Consider the following 20,962-nt stretch of genomic DNA (forward strand, 5'->3'; position numbering starts at 1 on the left):
ATGTGGTTCGCCGAGAACCTCGACGGCGACCACTCGATCACCATCGCGCATTACCTGGACATCGTCGACGACGGGCGTCCATTCGACCGAGAGCTGTTCCGCCGCGGCGTCATCGAGGGTTCGCGGGAACTCCAGACCGCCTACACCCGGATCGCCGAGGTCGACGGCACGCCGATGCAGTACATCGACCAGTCGCTGCCGTTCGACGTCGTGGAACTGGACCTGCGTGACCGGCCCGACCCGCTCGCCGCGGCCGAGGAGTGGATGCGTGCGGACCACGAGCGCCCGGTCGACCTACTGAACGACCCGGTCGGTTTCGCCGCCTTCATCCGCGTGGCGGACGACCGTACCTACTGGTACATGCGCGGTCACCACATCGCCTTCGACGGTTACGGCGCGCTCGTCTGCCTGCACGAAGCGGTGGCGCGCTACAACGCCGCGGTCGCGGCCGAGACCCGCGTCCCACCGCGGCGAGCGACCCTTGCCGAGGTGGTCGCCGACGATGCCGCCTACCGCCAGAGCACGCGTCACGAGAAGGACCATGCGTTCTGGGCGGAACGCGCCGCCGGACTGCCCGAACGTGTGTCACTGGCCACCCATCCGGCCACCACCGGCATCCGAAACGAGACCGTGGTGGCCGCGGGGATGCTCGACGCCGACCTCGACAGCCGTCTGCGACGCCGCGCCCGAGAGCTGGACGCTTCCGTCGCGGCGGTTCTCACCGCGGCGTTCGCCGCATTCCTGGCACGGATGTCCGGTGCCGACGACATCGTGCTGAGTCTGCCCGTCACGGCTCGCACCACTGCCCGGATCAAACAGTCGATGGGCATGGTCTCCAACATGCTGCCGTTGCGCGTCGACGGTGTGGGCGCGGCGACCTGTGCCGATGTCGTCGCCGCGGTCACCTCGGAGATCACCGCGGTTCTCCGCCATCAGCGGTACCGCTCCGAGGACATCCGTGCCGCAGCCGGATTCGGCGATGCGACCGGTACGTCCTTCGGTCCGCTGGTGAACCTCCTGCTCTTCGACAAGCCGATCGAGATCGACGGGGCCCACGTCAGCTATCACATGCTGTCCGCGGGCATGGTCGAGGACCTCGTGATGAACGTCTTCGCCGCAGGTCCCGACGCGCCGCTCGAGGTGGGTCTCCACGCCAACCCGGCCCTGTACGACCCCGAAGAGTTGCGCACCCACCGGGCGCGGCTGCTTCACGTTCTCGAGCAGTTCATCGAGGCCCCGGATCGTCCGGTGGCGGCACTGGACCTGCTCATCCCGGGTGAGCCGGCGGCGGTCGAGCGGCTCGGTGATGGCGGTCCGGCGGTCGGCGTCGCCGGCGAGCACATCCTGGCTCCCTTCGCACGACAGGTCGCTGCGACGCCGGACTCGACCGCGCTCGTCTTCAGGGACTCGCGCCTCACCTACCGCGAGATGTCGCTGGCGGTCGACGGATTCGCGCGTGTCCTCGCGGACGAGGGGGTCGTCGCGGGGGACCGGGTGATCGTCGCGCTCGATCGCTGCCTGGAACAGGTGTGCGCGGTCTACGCGATCATCGGCCTCGGGGCGGTGTACGTACCCGTCGATCCGGCCGAGCCGGAGGAACGACGCCACGCCATTGCCACGATCGTCCGGCCTGCGCTCACCGTGGACGCACAGTTCCTCGCCGACCGTGGGATCGATGCCATCGACGCCGGGGCGGGTCCGGAGGACGAGGTACCACCGCGTCGCTCCCGTCTCTTGCCGCATCAGCCCGCGTACGTGATCTTCACGTCCGGCTCGACCGGTGTACCGAAGGGGGTCGAGGTCGACCACGCGGCGCTCGAGCACCGCCTCGCATGGATGCAGCGAGATCATCCGATCGGCCCCGACGATGCGGTGCTCTACAAGACCCCGGCGACCTTCGACGTGTCGGTGTGGGAGCTGTTGTGGCCCCTGCAGACCGGTGCGCAGATGGTCATCGCCGAACCGGACGGCCACCGGGACCCCGAGTACTTGCGGAGCCTCATCGACGAGGCCGCGGTCACCGTGCTGCACTTCGTCCCGTCCATGCTCGACGCCTATCTCGACGTCGTGGGTCAGACCGAGAACGGGTCGGGTACGCCGACGTCGCTGCCCGACCGGGTCCGCTGGGTCTTCACCTCTGGGGAGGCGCTGTCGGCGCAGCTGGCTCGTCGCCTCCGCCGGACCTCGTCAGCCGGCCTGGTCAACCTCTACGGCCCCACCGAGGCGGCCATCGACGTCACGTCCCATCGGGTGACTTCCGACGACACCGTCGTGCCCATCGGGCGACCGGTGGCGGGCACCGTCGTGCGCGTTCTGGATCGCCGCCTGCGGCCGGTCCCGGTCGGCGTCGCCGGTGAGCTGTGCCTGGTGGGCCCGCAGCTGGCCAACGGCTACCTCGGCGCGATGGCGCAGACCGCCTCCCGGTTCGTGGCCGACCCGTTGGGCGAGCCGGGTGCCCGGATGTACCGGACCGGCGACCTGGTGCGGTGGATGCAGAACGGAGAACTGGAGTACCTGGGTCGCAGCGACCATCAGGTGAAGATCCGCGGGCAACGGGTGGAGCTCGGCGAGGTCGAATCGGTGGTCGCGACGATGCCCGGTGTCGACGCGGTGGTCGTCGTGGCTCGGCGAGATCTCGGACCGGCGCCGGTACTCGTGGCGTACGTCCGCGGGACCTCCGGGGTCCCCGACTCGGACGCCGTCCGCGCCTTCTGCCGCCGGCGGCTGCCCGGCCACATGGTGCCGCTCGCCGTGGTGTTCCTCGACGCCTTCCCGACGAACCGCTCCGGAAAGCTCGACCAGTCGGCGTTGCCCGCCCCGGACCTCACGGACAAGACCACGGAGTTCCGTGAGGCCCGGACACCGGCGGAGAAGGCGATCGTCTCGATGGTCGCCGAGGCCCTGGGCCGGGAACGGGTCAGCCTGTCGGACAATCTCTTCGCCCTCGGCGTCGACTCACTCCTCGCAGCCCGCATGGTGTCCCGTGCCCGGATCGGACACGGTCTGACGATCGCCCTGACCGACGTCTTCGACAGTGACGACCTCGCCGACCTTGCTTCCCGCGCCGTCGTTGCGGACACCGTGCCGGAACCGCCGGAGCGTCGCCTTCCACCGCGCCCGGCGCGGATTCCGTTGTCCCAGGCGCAGACCCGGCTGTGGTTCATCAACCGCATGTCCCCGACCGAGTCGACCTACAACATGTCCGGTGCGCTTCGGCTCACCCATGCGGTGGATCCCGAGGCGCTCCATCGCGCGGCGCTCGACGTCCTCGACCGGCACGAGATCCTGCGTACCGTGTTCCCGGCGGTCGACGGCGAACCGGAACAGCGCATCCTCGACACCGCGACCGCGGGCGCCGTGTTCGACTCCGAACCGATCGATGTCGGTGAGCGGGGTCTCGATGCGGCGATCTCCGCGATCACCGAGGTGGGATTCGATCTCGCCGAGGAGATCCCGTTCCGCTTCCGCCTCCTCACCGGGGACCCTCGCGGCGACGTCGTGGTGCTCGTCCTTCACCACATCGCGGCCGACGGGCATTCGTTGCGGCCGCTGCTCCGGGACCTGATGACGGCCTACGAGAGCAGGCGCGCAGGGGAACAACCCGAGTTCACCCCGCTCCCGATGCAATACGCCGATGTCGCCGTCGAACGCGCCGAGGTCCTCGGAACCCCGGAACGGCCGTCGCCCGCGCTGGTCGAGGGACTCGAGTTCTGGCGCACCGAACTCCACGGCGCACCCGACCTTCTGCAACTGCCCACCGATCGCCCGCGCCCGCGGGTGATGTCCAGCGCGGGAGATCACCTCGACGTCACTCTGGACGCCGAGCTGTCGGTCGGGCTCCGCCGCCTCGCGACGACCCTCGCCGTCACGCCGTTCGCCGTCTTCCAGTCGGCTCTGGCCCTCACCCTCGGCAAGCTCGCCGCGGTGGACGACGTCAGCATCGGCACCGCGGTCGCCGGACGCGACGACCCGGCGGTTGCCGAACTGGTCGGCATGTTCGTCAACACCGTCGTCCTGCGCACCTTGCTGCGCCCGGACGACACCGTGCGGGATCTCGTGACCTCGGCGCATCGTCGTTGCGCGCGGGCGTTGAGTCACGCCGACGTCCCCTTCGAACGCGTCGTCGACGCCGTCGCGCCGCAACGGTCGCCGTCCCATTCGCCGCTGTTCCAGGTCGCCTTGAGCGTTCAGCCCGACCAGTTGACCGAGCTGTCGCAGTGGACGGGCTCGGCGGAACTGCTCGATGCGCGGGTGCCGGCGGCGAAGTACGACGTCACCGTCTCGGTGACCGAGCGCACGGACGACTACGAGGTCGAATTCGCCTATGCCACCGACCTGTTCGATGAGCAGACGATCCGCGACATGGCGAGCCGGTTGCGCCTGGTCCTGAGCCAGATGGTGTCGGCGCCCGACCGTTCCCTCGCCTCGATCGACCTGCTCGGGCCCGACGCGCTCCGCGCACTCGCCGCACCGCTTCGCGGCGCGCAGCAGGAGACGACCCTCGCCGAACTCATCGCACGGGGAATCGCGTCGGCAAATCCCTCCGCCGTCGCCCTGATGGGTGACGCCCGGGCCGGTACCGGGCGACTTACCTGGGCAGAGGTGGCGACCGCGACCCACCAGTTGGCCCGCCTCCTCGCCGACCGCGGCATCGGTCCGGGAGATGTGGTCGCCGTCAGCATTCCACGATCCCCACGGATGGTCCTCACCATGCTCGGCGTGGCGATGAGTGGCGCCGCCTTCGTCATCATCGACGCGCGGCTGCCGGTGCGCCGCCGAGCTGCGATGCTGGCCGACAGCGGCGCCGCACTCGTGATCACCGTCGACTCGGTGGTGGTCGCCGACCGTGCCGCCGACCCGGATGCCGCACCGCAGCAGCGTGACCTCGGTGTCGAGGAGTGGCTGCTCGACGACCTCGAGGTGGAGCTGAACCTCGCAGGACGCCGCGACCATCCGGTCACCGACGCGGACCGAACCCGAGGCGCTCGCGTCGACGATCTCGCATACCTGCTCTTCACCTCCGGATCGACCGGACGTCCGAAGGCGGCGGCGGTCACCCACGCGGGCCTCGCGGAGATGGTCGCCGAGCAGCAGACCCGACTCGGTGTGACCCGTGGGTCCCGCGTACTGCAGCTCGCCGCACCGGGGTTCGACGTCGCGGTCTGGGAGATCATCCTCGCGATCTGTGCGGGCGCGGAACTGGTGATCAGTCCGCCCGATGTGTTCGCCGGCCCCGAACTCGCCGACGTCATCACCCGGCACCGGGTCACGCACGCCTGCGCCACTCCGACGGCGCTCGCCACGATCGATCCGGCGGAGATCCCCGGCGTCGAGACGATGATGGTGGCGGGGGAGGACTGCCCGCCGGAACTCGTCGAGCGATGGGACGCCGATGGCAGACCGCTGCTCAACCTGTACGGTCCCACCGAGACCACGATCTGGGTGACGCTCTCCCCGCCGCTGCGCGCGACGGCGCCGGTGACCATCGGCCGGCCTATCTCCGGCGTCGGGGCACGGGTTCTCGACGCGGGACTGCGCCCGGTGCCGTCCGGCGTCGTGGGCGAACTCTATCTCGCCGGGCGGGCGCTCGGACGCGGGTATCACGGACGGGCGGGACTGACTGCGGGCCGGTTCGTCGCCGACCCCTTCGGGGCCGGCACCCGGATGTACCGCACCGGCGATCTCGTCTCGTGGACAGCCGACGGCCAGTTGATCTACCACGGCCGCAACGACTTCCAGATCAAGATCCGCGGCATGCGGGTCGAGCCGGGGGAGGTCGACGCCGTTCTGGTCACCCACCCCGACGTCGAGCACTCGGTGAGTGTCGGGATGCCGACGCCGGCGGGCGACACGGTCCTGGTCTCCTATGTGACGGGGGTGCCGGGACGCAACCCCGCCCCCGAACAGATCGTCGACCATGCGGTATCCCATTTGCCGGCGCACCTCGTCCCGCACACCGTCCAGGTGCTCGACGAGTTCCCGGTGACCCGGACCGGCAAGGTCGACCGGCGCGCGCTGCCGGCCGTCGAGATCTCGCCCGCACGCGAATACGTCGCTCCCCGCAGCCGTCTCGAGGCGGCCGTGGCGCAGATCTTCGCCGACGTGCTCGGACTCCAGACGGTCAGTGTGCATGACGGATTCTTCGAACTGGGCGGCAGTTCGCTGTCGGCGACCAAGGTGACCTATCGGGTGGAGCAGCACATCGACCGGCGGGTCCCGCTGGCGCTGCTGTTCGAGAACCCGACGGTGGCGAGCTTCGTCGCCGCACTGAGCACGGTCGAATCCACCGGCGCGGGCAGGGTTCTGACACCCCGGGAGCGGCCGCACATGGTCGACCTGACCGGTGTCCAACGCGGACTCTGGTCGCTCAACCAGATCGATCCGGCATCGTCGGCGTACAACGTGGGGCTCACCCTCGAACTCGACGGCCCACTCGACGTCTCGGCCCTGACCGGGGCGCTCGGCGACGTGATCGCCCGCCACGAGTCCCTCCGGACGCGCTACCCGTTGCACGAGGGGCGTCCGGTGCAGGTCATCATCCCGGCCGCCGATGCCCTGCGCGGCTTCCGGGTGGCTCTCGTCGACACCACCCCGGACCGCGTCGAGGAGGAGATCGCCGCCGTCGTCGAACCGGGCTTCGATCTGACCGGCCCCAACGCGGTCCGTGCTGCGATCCTCCGGCTCGCCGCCGACCGTCACCTCCTCGTCTTCGTGGTGCACCACATCAACGCCGACGGCGGTTCGTTGCGGCCGCTGGCCCGCGACCTCACCACCGCCTACCGCGCCCGGATCGATGGGCAGGCGGGTCCCTGGACCGCGGTCGTGAACCCGGTGCGGGTGCAGTACGCCGACTACGCGATCTGGCACGCCGAGCGACTGTCGTCCGAGGCGTCCGGCGGAATCACCGAGGAGCAGGCCCAGCTGGAGTACTGGGAGCAACGCCTCGGGACGGTCCGTGAACCCGCCGTGATCCCGACGGACCGGCCGCGTCCCGTGGAACCCCGGCACCGCGGAGACGTGGTCGACGTGAGTGTCCCGCCGGAGACCGCGACGGTGCTCAAACACCTTGCGCGCGTGAACAACACGACGCAGTTCGTGGTGATGCACGCAGCGCTCGCCGTGTTGATCGGCCGGCTTTCCGGCCGCGAGGACGTCGTGATCGGCACGCCGTTCGCGGGCCGCGACGATCCCGCTCTCGCCGACATGGTCGGCATGCTCGCGACCACGGTGCCGCTGCGTACCCGTCTGCGTCTCGACGAACCGTTCGACGAGCTGCTGCGACGCGTACGGACCGAGGACGTCACCGACCTCGCCCACGCCGACGTCGCCTTCGACCAGATCGTCGACCACCTGAACCGCGTCGGGAAGGGACCGGCTCGCCGGGGCCGGCACAACCCGCTGTTCTCGGTCATGCTCTCGTACCAGAACCTCGACATCCCCGCGATGAGCCTCGATGGTCTGTCCGTTCGTCTGCGACCGTCGTCGTCTCTGGCGGCCAAGGTCGACCTCGAGATCATGGTGTACCCCGACGACCTCGACGGGGTGGACCGGGGTGGTGCGCTCGGTGGCCAGATCGCCTACGACACCGACCTCTTCGACCGTGCCGGAGCCGAACGGATCGCGGAGCGATACCAGAACCTGCTCATCGACATCGCCGCCCGGCCGGGGACGCCGGTGGGCGACCTGTCGATCTGGGCCGACGGGCAGTCGGCCGAGATCGTCGACGCCGAGCAGCCGCTGCACGAACTCGTGTCCACGGTCGCGGCGACGGCGCCGGATGCGGTGATCGGCATCCCCGGGGCACCCTCGGTCACGTTCGCCGATCTCGAGGCCACCTCGGTGGCCATGGCGTTCTCCGTGCCGGACGAGGACCCGTCGGAGGCCTTGACGGTCGCGGTCACCACGCTCCTCGCCGACGCCGACCGGACCATCGACGAGGTGTTCGCGTGCGTCCGCACCGCGGCGACGACCGCCCTGTCCGGGCGCGTCGACGCAGTGCCCGGTGACGCAATCCCCGGTGAACCACGACGGAACCGGGTGGAGCCCGCGTGACGTCGGACACCTCGGTTTCGCGCAGCGTCGGGGCGCGCACGTCCGCGGGGTCCACACAGCCGACGGCGCTGCGCAGGCTCACCTTCGCCGCGACCCACGCCGCCGACGCCGAGGCGATGGTCGGGGCCAACGGGCCGGTGACGTTCCGCGAGTTCCACCGCCGGGTGACGGTCGCGGCGACCACCCTGGCCGCGCGTGGCGTCGACCCGACCCCGGCGGTACGCGCGACGGTCACCGCGCTGTTGCCGCGGACGGGAAGGACCCCGGCACAACTGGCGGCGACCGCCGGGGAGGTCCTCGCCGACCTGGACCGCCGGATCGACCATGTGCTCGGCACAGGCGACGTCGAGTCGCTCCCGGGCCTTTTCCGGGTGTCGGCGCACCGGCGTCCCGACGCCGCGGCGCTCACCGATCTCGACGGCGCGACGATCACCTACCGCGACCTCGACGACCGGACCGAGCGGCTGGCGCGTGCGCTCGCCGCGGCCGGCGCCGGGCCGGAAACCCTGGTGGGCGTGGCGATGCCGAGGTCGGCCGATCTCGTCGTCGCACTGCTAGCGGTACTCAAGACCGGTGCGGCGTACCTGCCGCTCGACCGGACACATCCCATCGCGCGGTTGCGCACCATCGTCGACGACGCCGCGCCGGTGCTCGTCCTCGCCGACCCCGACACCTCGGCCGCGTGGACGGACATGCCCGCTCGCATCTCGACACCCGACGAGCTGCTTTCCTGGGCCGAACCGCTCCCGGCAGCACGTCTTCCCGACCGCGTCGGGGCCCATTCGAGTGCTTACGTCATGTACACCTCCGGTTCGACGGGTGTACCCAAGGGCGTCGTGGTCACCCACGACAACGTGATCTCCCTGGTCGTCGCGCTCGACGCCCTGGTCGAGAGCACTCCCGACGACGTGTGGTCGATGTTCCACTCCTACGCCTTCGACGTGTCGGTGGGGGAGATCTGGGCGGCTCTGCTCGCCGGGGGGCGTCTCGTCGTGCTCGACCACGCCACCACCCGTGCCCCGGACGACGTGGTCGAGGTGTTCGACCGCGAGGGCGTCACGATCGTCAACTTCACCCCCTCGTCCTTCTACCAGTTCGCGGCGGCGGTACGGCCGCCCCACGGCTCGGCGCTCCCGGAATCGGTTCGACGCCTCCACTTCTCGGGGGAGCTCCTCGACTACGAGCACGTGCGCAAGTGGCAGGCCGACCGGACCGCCGACGGTTCGCCGACCAGACCGGGGGCAGACGTCCCCGGTCCTCAGCTCAACAACATGTACGGGCCGACCGAGACGACCGTCTACATGACGAGACGCGAGCTGACCCGCGGATTCGTCGACGCAGCAACGGCTTCCGACATCGGTGGGCCGCTACTGGGTTCCCGAGTGCATGTCCTCGACGGCCGGCTCGCGCCGCTGCCCGACGGTGTGCCCGGCGAACTGTACGTCTCTGGCCTCCAGGTCACCCGGGGCTTCCTGCGACGCCACGGTCTGACGGCGACACGCTACGTCGCCGACCCGTTCGGTCCGCCGGGCAGTCGGATGTACCGGACCGGTGACGTCGGTGTCGCCCGCAACGGATCGATCGAATTCGTCGGCCGCCGCGACGGACAGGTGAAGCTGCGCGGTTTCCGCATCGAACTCGGCGAGGTCGAGTCGGCGATGTCCGCGATCGACGGCATCGACGCGGCCGGCGCCGACATCCGGATGCGCGGCGACACCGAGCATCTCGTCGGCTACCTCGTTCCCACGGCCGGCAGAGCCCCGGACGAGGCGACCGTCCGGGACCGGCTCGCTGCCGCGCTGCCGGAGTACATGGTGCCGACCCTGTTCGTGTGGCTCGACGCGCTGCCGCTCACGGTCAACGGCAAGCTCGACCGCGCGGTCCTGCCCGAACCGGACACCACCGACGACACCGGAACCCACGAACCACCGGCCACACCCACCGAGGAACGGCTCGCCGCCCTCCTCGCGGAGATCCTCGGCGAGACCGAGATCAGTGTCACCGCATCACTGTTCGACCTCGGCGGCAACTCGCTTACCGCGACCCGCGTCGCCGCACGCGCCGCCGAGGACTTCGGGACCACGGTGGCGGCACGCGATCTGTTCACGACCCCCACGGTCCGCGCACTCGCCACGGCGATCGACACGCGTCTCGCCGAGGGCGACCGGCAGGAGTCCACGCGACCGCCGTTGCGTCCGGTGGAGCGGACCGGTCCGCTTCCGCTGTCGCCTGCCCAGCGACGGATCTGGTTCCTGGAGACCATGAACCCGGGCGGACCGGCCTATCTCATCCCGGCCGTCCTGCGCCTGCGCGGCCAGTCCACCGCCGATCTGCCCGGCCCACGCCTGGAACCCGCTTCGGTGGCCGCGGCCCTCGATGACCTGATCGCCCGCCATGAAACGTTGCGCACGCGGTTCGTCGCCGTCGACGGCGTTCCGCAGCAGATCGTCGACGATCCCGACACCGCCCGGCACGACGCGCGGGTGGATCCGCCGATCGACATGCGCGGCTCCGGGTCTGCCGGGGTGACCGCGACCGTCGCCGACATCGTCACCCGCGGTTTCGACCTCGAGCGGGAAGCACCGGTGCGCGCGCGCCTCATCCGGGTCGCCGACGACGAGTGGGTGCTCGTCCTGGTCGTCCATCACATCATCGGCGACGGTGGGTCGATGGCGCCGCTGGTGGCCGATTTCGTCGAGGCCTACCAGGCGCGGCAGTCCGGTCATGCGCCCGAATGGTCCCCGCTGCCGGTGCATTACGCCGACTATGCGGTGTGGCATCACGAGATCCTCGGTGATCTCACCGACCCCGAGTCGCTTGCGGTACGCCAACTCGGTTACTGGAGAACGCAACTCGCCGACGCCCCGGAACTCACCGATCTGCCGCTGGATCGCCCGCGGTCGGCTCTGCGCGACGAGAGCGGTGCGGAACTGTCGACGGTGATCGATGCGGCGACCTGGTCACGCCTGCGCGAACTCGCCGACCGGCACGACGCGACCATGTTCATGTGCGTGCACGCGCTTCTCGCGGTCACCCTCCTGCGGTCGGGAAGCAGCACCGATCTGGTGATCGGCACACCGGTGGAGGGTCGCGGCGACCGTCGGCTCGACGGCCTCATCGGGATGTTCGTCAACACCCTCGCGCTGCGCACGCCCCTGCGCCGCGATGCGGACTTCGCCACGGTCCTCGCGGCCTGCCGCGAGACCGACATCGCCGCACTCGATCACGCCGACCTGCCCTTCGAGACGGTCGTGGAGGAGGTGACGACCGCCCGCAGCACCGCACACCCGCCGCTGTTCCAGGTGGCGCTCGCCTTCCAGAACACCGACCGGCCGAGGATCGAACTCCCCGGTCTGGTCGTCTCCGAACTCGAGGCCCCGGTCACCAGCGCCAAGGTCGACCTGCAGGTGACGGTCGTCGACCCGCCCGGTCGACCCCGCGACGAGGACACCCCGGTCGTGATCACCTATGCGACGGCGCTGTTCGACACCGACACCGTCGCCGATCTGGCGCGTCGTCTGCTGTCCATCGCGCATGCGGTCGTCGAATCGCCGCAGACCCCGATCGGTGACCTCCCGACCGGGGAGCCCGACGACGCCCCGGCTCTCCTGAGCTCACCGGCCCTGGCCGAGAAGAAGGTCACGCTGCCCGGGCTGTTCGACGCCGCGGCGGCCCGCAACCCCGACGGTGTCGCGGTCACCGACGGTGACACCACCCTGACCTACGCCGAACTCGACATCGCCACACGACTGGTCGCCGCGGAACTGCGGTCGCGGGGCGCACGACCGGGCGCGGTGATCGCGCTGGCCGTGCCGCGATCGTTGTTAGGCACGGTGGCCTTCTGGGCCATCGTCCGCACCGGCGCCGCGGTCGGTCTCATCGACCCGTCGCAGCCCGCCGAACGCATCCGCTACATGACCGGCACGCTGGCCGCGACGCTCGGCGTCACGAGTTCGGCGCCCGGTGCGCCGGGCTCCTCGGACGCACGGGCCGAGGCCGACGACGGCACGACCTGGCTCCTCGTCGACGACCTCGTCGACCTGACCGATCCCACCCGGTGGGCATCGCAGCCGGTTGCCCTCGACGATCCGGTGCCCGACGATCGGATCGACGACACCGCCTACATCATCTTCACCTCGGGCTCGACCGGGCGACCCAAGGGCGTCGCGGTCTCGCACCGCGGACTCGCGGATCTGGTCGCCGACGCCCGGTCCCGATTCGGCCTGAGCCCGGAGTCACGGGTACTGCGTTTTGCCGCACCGGGATTCGACGCCTCGGTGTTCGAGACTCTCGTCGCGGTTGCCGGGGCCTCGACGATGGTCGTGGTGCCGCCTTGGGTCACCGGCGGCCGCGAACTGGCGTCGGTCATCGCCGACGAGTCCGTCTCGCACCTGACGATCACGCCGAGTGCGCTGGCAACGGTGCCCGCCGCCGAGGTGTTCCCCGACCTCCGGGTGGTGTGCGTCGCCGGCGACGCCTGCTCACCCGAGCTCGTCCGCGCCTGGTCGGACGGGCGTGCGATGTACAACCTCTACGGGCCCACCGAGGCGACGATCTGGTCGACCGCCTCCGCCGCGATGCGTCCGGGACGACCCGTCACCATCGGCGGTCCCATCGCGGGTGTGGGTGTACTCGTTCTCGACGCGCGACTCCATCCGGTCCCGCCCGGCGTCGCGGGCGAGCTGTATCTCGTCGGCCCGGCGCTGGCCGTCGGCTACCTGAACCAGACCGCGCTGACCGCTGAGCGGTTCGTCGCCGCACCGTTCGGGCGGCCGGGTGAGCGGATGTACCGGACCGGTGACCTCGTCCGCCTGCGCCGCCGGGACGGCCGATGGGAACTCGACTTCCTCGGCCGCAGCGACTTCCAGGTGAAGATCCGCGGATTCCGGATCGAGACGGGCGAGATCGACGCCGTCCTGGAAAGCTCTGCCGCGGTCGACTTCTCGACCACCGCCGGTATCGCGCACCCGACGTCGGGTGAGACCGTGCTGGTGTCCTGGGTCCACGGCAGCGACGGCGCGGCCGTCGACGTGCCGGCGCTGACCGCCCATGCGGCCCGCCATCTGCCTGCGCACATGGTGCCGACCGCGATCGTCCCGCTCGACGAGATCCCCCTCGCGGCGACCGGCAAACTCGACCGCGCCGCACTGCCGGCACCCGAGTTCTCCAGTGGCGTCCACCTCGAACCGCGCACCGACACCGAACGCGCGGTCGCGGCGGTCTTCGCCGAGGTCCTCGGCATGGAGGGCGCGGCCGGCGGCCCGGGCGTCTCGGCGCTCGACTCGTTCTTCGATCTCGGCGGTACGTCGCTGTCCGCGACCCGAGTGGTCGCGCGCCTCGGCGCGGAGTTCGGTGTCGAGATCGGGGTGCGGGTGATCTTCGAGGCCCCGACCGTCGAGGCCCTCGGGACGCTGCTCGACACCGGCGGGATCGATGGTCGCGCAACCGGTCCCGTGCCCGGCGTGATGGCGCGACCCGAACCGGTCCCGTTGTCCTACGCCCAGCGGCGGATGTGGTTCCTCAACCAGTTCGACCCGGGCTCTGCCGCATATGTGATCCCCATCGTCGTGCGACTGCACGGCGACCTCGACGTGGACGCGATGCACGAGGCGATCAACGACGTGGCCGAGCGGCACGAAGTGCTCCGCACGATCTATCCCACCGATCCGGAAGCAACAGACGCAGCCGAACCCATCCAGGTGATGCGCAAGTCTCACCCCGGCCTGGTCCCGGTCGGACACACCGTCATCTCCGGGATCGCGCCGGACAGCCTGGTCGCCGAGGAGATCACCGCCACGATCTCACAACCGTTCGACGTGACCCGCGATCTCCCTCTGCGTGCGCGGATCCTCAGCTCCACGGACACCGATCACGTACTCGTGATCGCGCTCCACCACATCGCCGCCGACGGCGAGTCCGCGCCCATCCTCGCCCGCGAGGTCGTCGAGGCCTACGACGCACGCCGCAGCGGCCAGGCTCCGCAGTGGACGCCGCTGACCCTGCAGTACGCGGATTACGCGGTGTGGCAACGGCATCGGCTCGGAGATCCGGCCGACCCGGACTCGGAGATGTCACGCCAGTTGTCCTACTGGACGCAGCAGTTGCGGGGGCTGCCGGATGTCCTGCCGCTGCCCGTGGACCGGCCGCGCACCGTCGAACCCGATCGCAGTGCGGCGACCGTGCGGTGGTCGTTGCCGGCGCCGGTGGTCGCCGGTCTTCGCCGCCGCGCCTCCGAGCAGCGTGCGACGCTGTTCATGGTCCTGCACACCGCGGTGGCGGCTGTTCTGGCGCGGCTGACGTCGACCGCCGAGATCGCGGTCGCGACCCCGGTCGCGGGACGTGGGCACCGCGTCCTCGACGAGCTGATCGGGATGTTCGTCAACACCGTCGTACTGCGCGTCGACGTGGATCCGCAGCTCACCGGCGGGGCCCTCCTCGACCGGGTCAAGCTGGCCGACCTGACCGCCTTCGATCACGCCGAGGTGCCGTTCGAGCGCGTCGTCGACGCCGTCGATCCGCCGCGCACGGAGAACGTCGAGCCGCTGGCACAGGTGATGCTGGTGCACGCCGCCGGTGCCGAGCCGGTCGTGGCCGGCATGACCATGGGGGACCTGACCGCCGAGTTCGTCGAGATCGACGACACCACCGCGAAGTTCGACCTCACCATCGGTACCCGCGAGGGCGTCGACGGGACGCTCGCAGGGTCGATCACGTACGCCACCGCCCTGTTCGACCGGGACACCGCGGAGATGATCTCCTCCGCGCTGGAGTCCACCCTCACCGTTCTGGCCCGCGACCTCGACGTGCCGGTCGCGGACATCCCGCTGCTCACCGAGGCTCAGCAACAAGCCCAGTACGAGCTCGGACTCGGCCGCATCGTGACCCTGCTGCCGGAGACACTGGCGGATGCCGTGGTCGCCGGGTCCCGGATCTCACCGGACGCGGTCGCGTTGCGCTGCGCCGGCCGGTCGATCACCCATCGGGAGTTCGCCGCCCGGGTGGCGGTGGTCGCGCGAGAGCTGATCGCCGCCGGCGTCGGCCCGGAAGACAGGGTCGCCGTGTGTATACCGCGATCGGTCGAACTGGTGGTCGCGATCCACGCGGTCCTCGCCGCGGGCGGCCAGTACGTCCCGGTGGCCACCGATGCGCCGGTGGACCGGGTGCGCTACATGATCGACACCGCGCGAGCGGCCATCGGTCTCGTCGCACCCGGCGCGGCCGGCCCCGATGAAGCGGACGGTACGACGATCGGCGGCGTCGTGAACCGGGTGATCGTCGTCGATTCCACCAACCCGGTGGATCTCGACACCACCCCGGTCACCGACGCCGAACGGCGGGCGCCGCTCCTGGCCGACCACGCCGCCTACACCCTGTTCACCTCCGGGTCCACCGGTCGGCCCAAGGGCGTGACCGTGACCCACCGGGCCGTGATGAACCGATTGCTCTGGGGCATCCAGGAATTCGGTATCGGCCCGGACGACGCGGTCCTGTTGAAGACGCCGGCGACCTTCGACGTGTCGGTGCCCGAGCTCTTCACCCCGCCGATCACCGGCGCCCGGATGGTCATCGCACCCGACGATGCACACCTCGACCCACACGCCATCGCCCGGCTGATAGACGACGAGCAGGTCTCCACCGTGCACTTCGTCCCGTCGTTGCTGACGGTCTTCGTCGAGGTCCTCGACCACACCGGGGGCGGGGTGCTGCCGAGCCTGCGACACCTCTACTGCTCGGGCGAGGCGCTGGCGCCGGCCACCCTCGCCGCGGTGCGCGCCGTCCTGCCCCGGGTGCGGGTCCACAATCTCTTCGGTCCGACGGAGGCCGCGGTGGAGGTCACCGCCGCCACCCTCGGCGATCACCGCGAGGTGGTGCCGATGGGCCGGCCGATCTGGAACACGCAGAGCCTCGTCCTCGACGACCGTCTACGACCGGTACCGACCGGCGTCGCCGGCGAACTGTATCTCGGCGGTGTCCAGCTGGCCCGGGGGTATGCCGGGCGCGCCGATCTGACCGCGGACCGTTTCGTCGCCGACCCGTTCGGGCGAGGGGACAGGCTCTACCGCACCGGGGACCTGGTCCGCCGCAACTGCTCCGGCGAGCTGGAGTACCTGGGCCGCAGCGACTTCCAGGTGAAGCTCCGCGGCCAGCGGATCGAGTTGGGCGAGATCGAGTCCGTGCTCGCGACCGTCTCCGGGGTACGGCAGGCCGCGGTGACCCTGGCGCGGGCCCCGGGCGGCGCGGAGCATCTCGTCGGGTACCTGATCGGACCCGAGAGCGCCGACAGCGTCGGCCGTGCGCGGGAGGCGGTGGCGGCTTCGCTGCCCGCCTACATGCGGCCCACGCTGTGGGTGACGCTGCTCGATGCGCCGCTCAGCAGCGCCGGAAAGCTCGACCGGAAGGCGCTTCCCGCGCCGCATTTCGACATGCTGGAGCACACCGGGTCCGATGCGGAGCCGGCGACGGACACCGAACGCGTCGTCGCCGGGATCGTCGCCGCCGTCCTCGGTGTCGAACAGGTCCCGATGACCAGTTCGTTCTTCGCTCTCGGCGGCGATTCGATCGCGTCGATCCGCCTGACCTCGATGCTGCGGGCCGCCGGTTTCGGTCTCACCCCGCGTGACGTGTTCGGCGCCGCGACGATCCGCGACCTCGCGCAACTGTCCCGGCACGAACCCGACGCGGTGCTCGACGAGCTGTCCGGCGGCGGCATCGGACCGGTCGCGCCGACGCCGGGCGTGGCATGGATGCTCGACCTCGCCGATGGGCTCGACGACATCGCCGACTTCTCGCAGAGCACGGTGCTGACCCTGCCGGCCGACATCGACGAAGACGCCCTGCGCGCCGTGACCGCTGCGGTGGTGGCGGCGCACCCGATGCTCACCGCGTCGTTGCAGATCGGCGAGGACGGCGATCCCGTCGTGATCGCCGGAGCCGGCAGCGCCGACGACGTCCTGGTCGAGATCCTCGACCCGGCGCGGCCGGCCACCGGTTCTGCGGCAGCCACTCTCGGTGAGGCGGTGCGAGAGGCGCATCGACGTGCTCTCGGCGCCCTCTCACCCGAACGGGGACGACTCGTCGCGGCCGTGGGAGTGCGGGTCGCCGACGGCCGGGACACGGTCGGCCGGTTGGTGATCGCGATCCATCACCTCGGCGTCGACGCGGTGTCGTGGCCGACCATCGTGTCCGGCCTGGCCCGCGCCTGGTGGCAGTACCGCAGCGGCGACCAGCCGCAGGTCACCGCCCGCGGGACGTCTTTCCGCCGGTGGGCGCAGGTGTTGTCCGAACTCGCCGACCGCGAGCACGAGATCGACTGGTGGACCGAACAGCTGCCACCGTCGTCCGACTCGGTGCTCGATCCCGTCCGAGATCGGTTGCGAACCAGCGTCTCCACGACCCACGTCGTCGGACCCGATCGCACCGAGTCCGTGCTGGGTCGGGTCGCGGATGCGTTCGGCGCCCGCGCCGACACCGTGGTCGCCGCGGCCCTCGCCTACGCCCTCGCCACCGGGACGGCCGCCGGTCGACTCGGGTACGACGCCCGCACGGTGTCGATGCTCCTGGAGAACCATGGGCGCGAGGAGTCCGTCGCCCCGGGCGCCGACCTGAGCGAGACCGTCGGCTGGTTCACCTCCTTCGTCCCGGTCGGCGTCGAGATCCCCGAGGCCGGAACCTCACCCGGACGCGACCTGGCGACGATCCTCAAGTCCCTCAAGGACCGGCAGAAACGCATGCCGGACAACGGCATCGCGTTCGGTCCGCTGCGCTGGTCACGGCCTGGGTCGCCCCTCCGTGACCGCCCGTTGCCGCCGGTGACCGTCAATTACCTGGGAAGTCTGGCCGGTTCGGACGACGCCGACACGCCGGCCACCGAGTTCCTCCCGGTCGGCGACGCGCCGTTGCTCCCGCCGTCGGCGACCGGCAACATGACTGCTCTCGCCGCGCTCACCGCAACCATGGGGACGGTGCCGTCCCCGCGTGGGCGCACGTTGCGACTGGATCTCTCGGCGCCCGAAGCGGTACTCGGTCGCGACGTCCTCGACGACATCGCCTCTCGATGGGATGCCGCACTGTCCTCGCTGGCCGCATACGTGGAATCGGTGGGGGATCCGGGGCCCAGCGAGACCGACGTCATCGGCGGGGGAGTCTCGCAGACCGAGATCGACGATCTGGTCGAGAGGTACTCGGCGGGACGTTCCCACACCGCGCCGGCGATCTGGCCGCCGACCCCGCTGCAAAAGGGGTTGATCTACGAAGCCGAACGTCTCGCGGGTACCCCTGAGTTCGACGGCCCTGGGTTCGACGGCGCCGGGCATCCGACCGACCCCTATGTCACACAGTCGATCATCGAGTTCGCCGGTGAGCACGCGCCGACCGCGTTGCTTCCGGCGATCCGCGAACTGCTGGCGCGCCAACGGGTCCTGCGGTCCGCGTTCACCCGGACCGGGTCGGGCCGACCCGTCGTGGTGATCCCGCCGGCGGATCACGCGGTGGTGACGGACCCCGACTTCCGCGGCATCGACCTCACGGCAGCAGAGCTCGCGGATGCGGCGGAGCGCATCGCCGAACTCGCCGAAGAGGATCGCACCAGGCCGTTCCACCTCGATTCGCCGCCGCTGATCAGGTTCACCGCCGTCTCGCACCACAGCATCGCCGGTCCCGCACACACCGTCGTGATCACCGCGCACCACATCATCCTCGACGGGTGGTCCGGGCCGATCCTCGTCGCCGATCTCCTCGCCGCACATCTCGGCCGTCCCGCGGTCACCCCGGCCACCGACATGGAGTCCTACCTCAATTGGCTGGATCGCCGAGATCGTGCCGCCGCCCTCACTGCGTGGCAGAACGTTGTCGCCGACGTCACGCCCACTGTGGTCGCGCCCCACCACGCCGCCCGCGCCCGCCAGGAGGAGCGCCGTCCGTACGAGATCGCCGCGCGCCTGGACGCCGCCGGCCGTGCCCGGCTGGAGGAACGGGTCCGGCAACTCGGCAGCACCACGAGCACCGCACTCCACGCGGCCTGGTCGATCCTGCTGTCGCGACTGACCGGAGAACAACGCGTCGTCTTCGGCGAGACGGTGTCGGGTCGGCCGGCCGACCTCGACGGGGCCGATGCCATGATCGGTCTCTTCATCAACACGGTGCCCGTCGTCGCGGACGTCGACCCGAACCGGACGGTCGCCGATCTGGTGACGACGCTCCACGCTTCCCGTACCGGGCTCGTCGACCACCAGTTCCTCGGTCTGGGCGAGATCACCCGCGCCTCCGGGCATCCCGCGCTCTTCGACACCCTGGTCGTCTACGAGTCCTATCCAGTCGACACGGGAACCGTGCTGGAGGGATCGCGCACGTCAGGGCTCGAGATCCGCGACGTGACCACCTCGGACGCGACCCACTATCCGCTCGCGCTCATCGCCGCCCCGGACGCCGACGAGCTGTCGCTCACTGTGAAAGCCGATCTGACCGCCGTCGACGCCGAGGTCGCCGAGGTGATCGCGGCATCGCTGGTCGATCTCCTGCAGTTGCTCGCCGACGACCCCGACACGCCCGTTGCGGCGCTCGACCCGATGCCCGCGGAGATGCGCGGCACGGTCGAGACGTGGTCGCGGGGTGCGGTCGTGGAGTTGGGGTGGGGTGGTCGTTCGGTGGGTTCGGTGGTGGCTGAGCGGGTGGGGTTGTCGGGGTCGCAGGTGGCGGTGTGGTGTGGGGATCGGGTGGTGTCGTATGGGGAGTTCGGTGGTTTGGTGGCGGGGGTTGCGCGGCGGTTGTTGGGTGTGGGTGTGGGGGTGGATTCTGCTGTTGGGGTGGTGATGTCGCGGTCGTTGGAGTTGTTGGTGGCGGTGCATGCGGTGGTGGTTGTGGGTGGGCGGTATGTGCCGGTGGAGGTGGATGCGCCGGTGGAGCGGGTGGGTTACATGTTGTCGACGGCGGGTGTGGGTGTGGTGTTGACGCGGGGGTCTGAGGAGGTGGTGGTGCCTTCTGGTGTGGAGCGGTTGGTGGTGGATTGTGGTGTGGGGTCGGGTGTTTCGGGTGTTGATGGTGGTGTGGAGTTGGGTGCGGTGGTGGATGAGGTGGGGGTGTTGTCGCCGTTGGTGGGTGTGTACACGTTGTTCACGTCTGGGTCGACGGGTCGGCCGAAGGGTGTGACGGTGTCGCATGGGGCGGTGGTGAATCGGTTGGGGTGGATGCAGTCGTTGTTCGGGGTGACTGGTGATGATGTGGTGTTGTGGAAGACGCCGGTGTCGTTTGATGTGTCGGTGTGGGAGTTGTTCTGGCCGTTGATGGTTGGTGCTTCGGTGGTGGTGGCGGAGCCGGGTGGGCATCGGGATCCGTGGTATGTGGCGTCGGTGGTGGAGCGGTTTGGTGTGTCGGTGTGTCATTTTGTGCCGTCGATGTTGTCGGTGTTTGTTGATGCGCTGGGTGGTTCGGGTGGTGTGGGTTTGGGGTCGTTGCGGCAGGTGTTCTGTTCGGGTGAGGCGTTGGGTGTTGCGGGTGTGGAGGGGTTGCGGGGGTTGGTGCCTGGTGTGCGGGTGGTGAATTTGTATGGGCCGACTGAGGCTGCGGTGGATGTGACGTCGTATGTGGTCGGCGGTGGTGAGGTGGTGGTGCCGATTGGTCGTGCGGTGCCGAATGTGTCGGTGTGGGTGTTGGATTCGCGGTTGCGGCCGGTTCCGGTGGGTGTGGTGGGTGAGTTGTATCTGGGTGGGGTGCAGGTGGCTCGGGGGTATGCGTCGCGGTCGGGGTTGACTGCGGAGCGGTTTGTGGCGGATCCGTTTGGTGGGTGGGGTTCGCGGTTGTATCGGACGGGTGATCGGGTGCGGTGGTCTGGTGTTGGTGAGTTGGAGTATTTGGGGCGTAGTGATTTTCAGGTGAAGTTGCGGGGGCAGCGGATCGAGTTGGGGGAGATCGAGTC

2 protein-coding genes (1 of these 2 only partly in view) are annotated in these 20,962 nt (G+C 70.1%); both read left to right on the top strand.

The window, feature by feature from the left end; genetic code table 11:
- A complete protein-coding gene (locus M1L58_RS13975) occupies positions 1–8,052 on the top strand; it encodes an amino acid adenylation domain-containing protein (protein WP_248659343.1) in 8,052 nt (2,683 codons plus the stop codon).
- Positions 8,049–20,962, top strand: partial view of a non-ribosomal peptide synthase/polyketide synthase gene (locus M1L58_RS13980; RefSeq protein WP_248659344.1) — the start only. The gene runs 13,090 nt beyond the window's last position; only the first 12,914 of its 26,004 coding nucleotides appear in the window; its start codon is at positions 8,049–8,051; its stop codon lies off the right edge, out of view. The genes M1L58_RS13975 and M1L58_RS13980 overlap by 4 nt, the downstream gene beginning before the upstream one ends.

Origin of the sequence: Gordonia sp. C13, assembly GCF_023218005.1 — a bacterium.
Taxonomy (GTDB): domain Bacteria; phylum Actinomycetota; class Actinomycetes; order Mycobacteriales; family Mycobacteriaceae; genus Gordonia; species Gordonia namibiensis.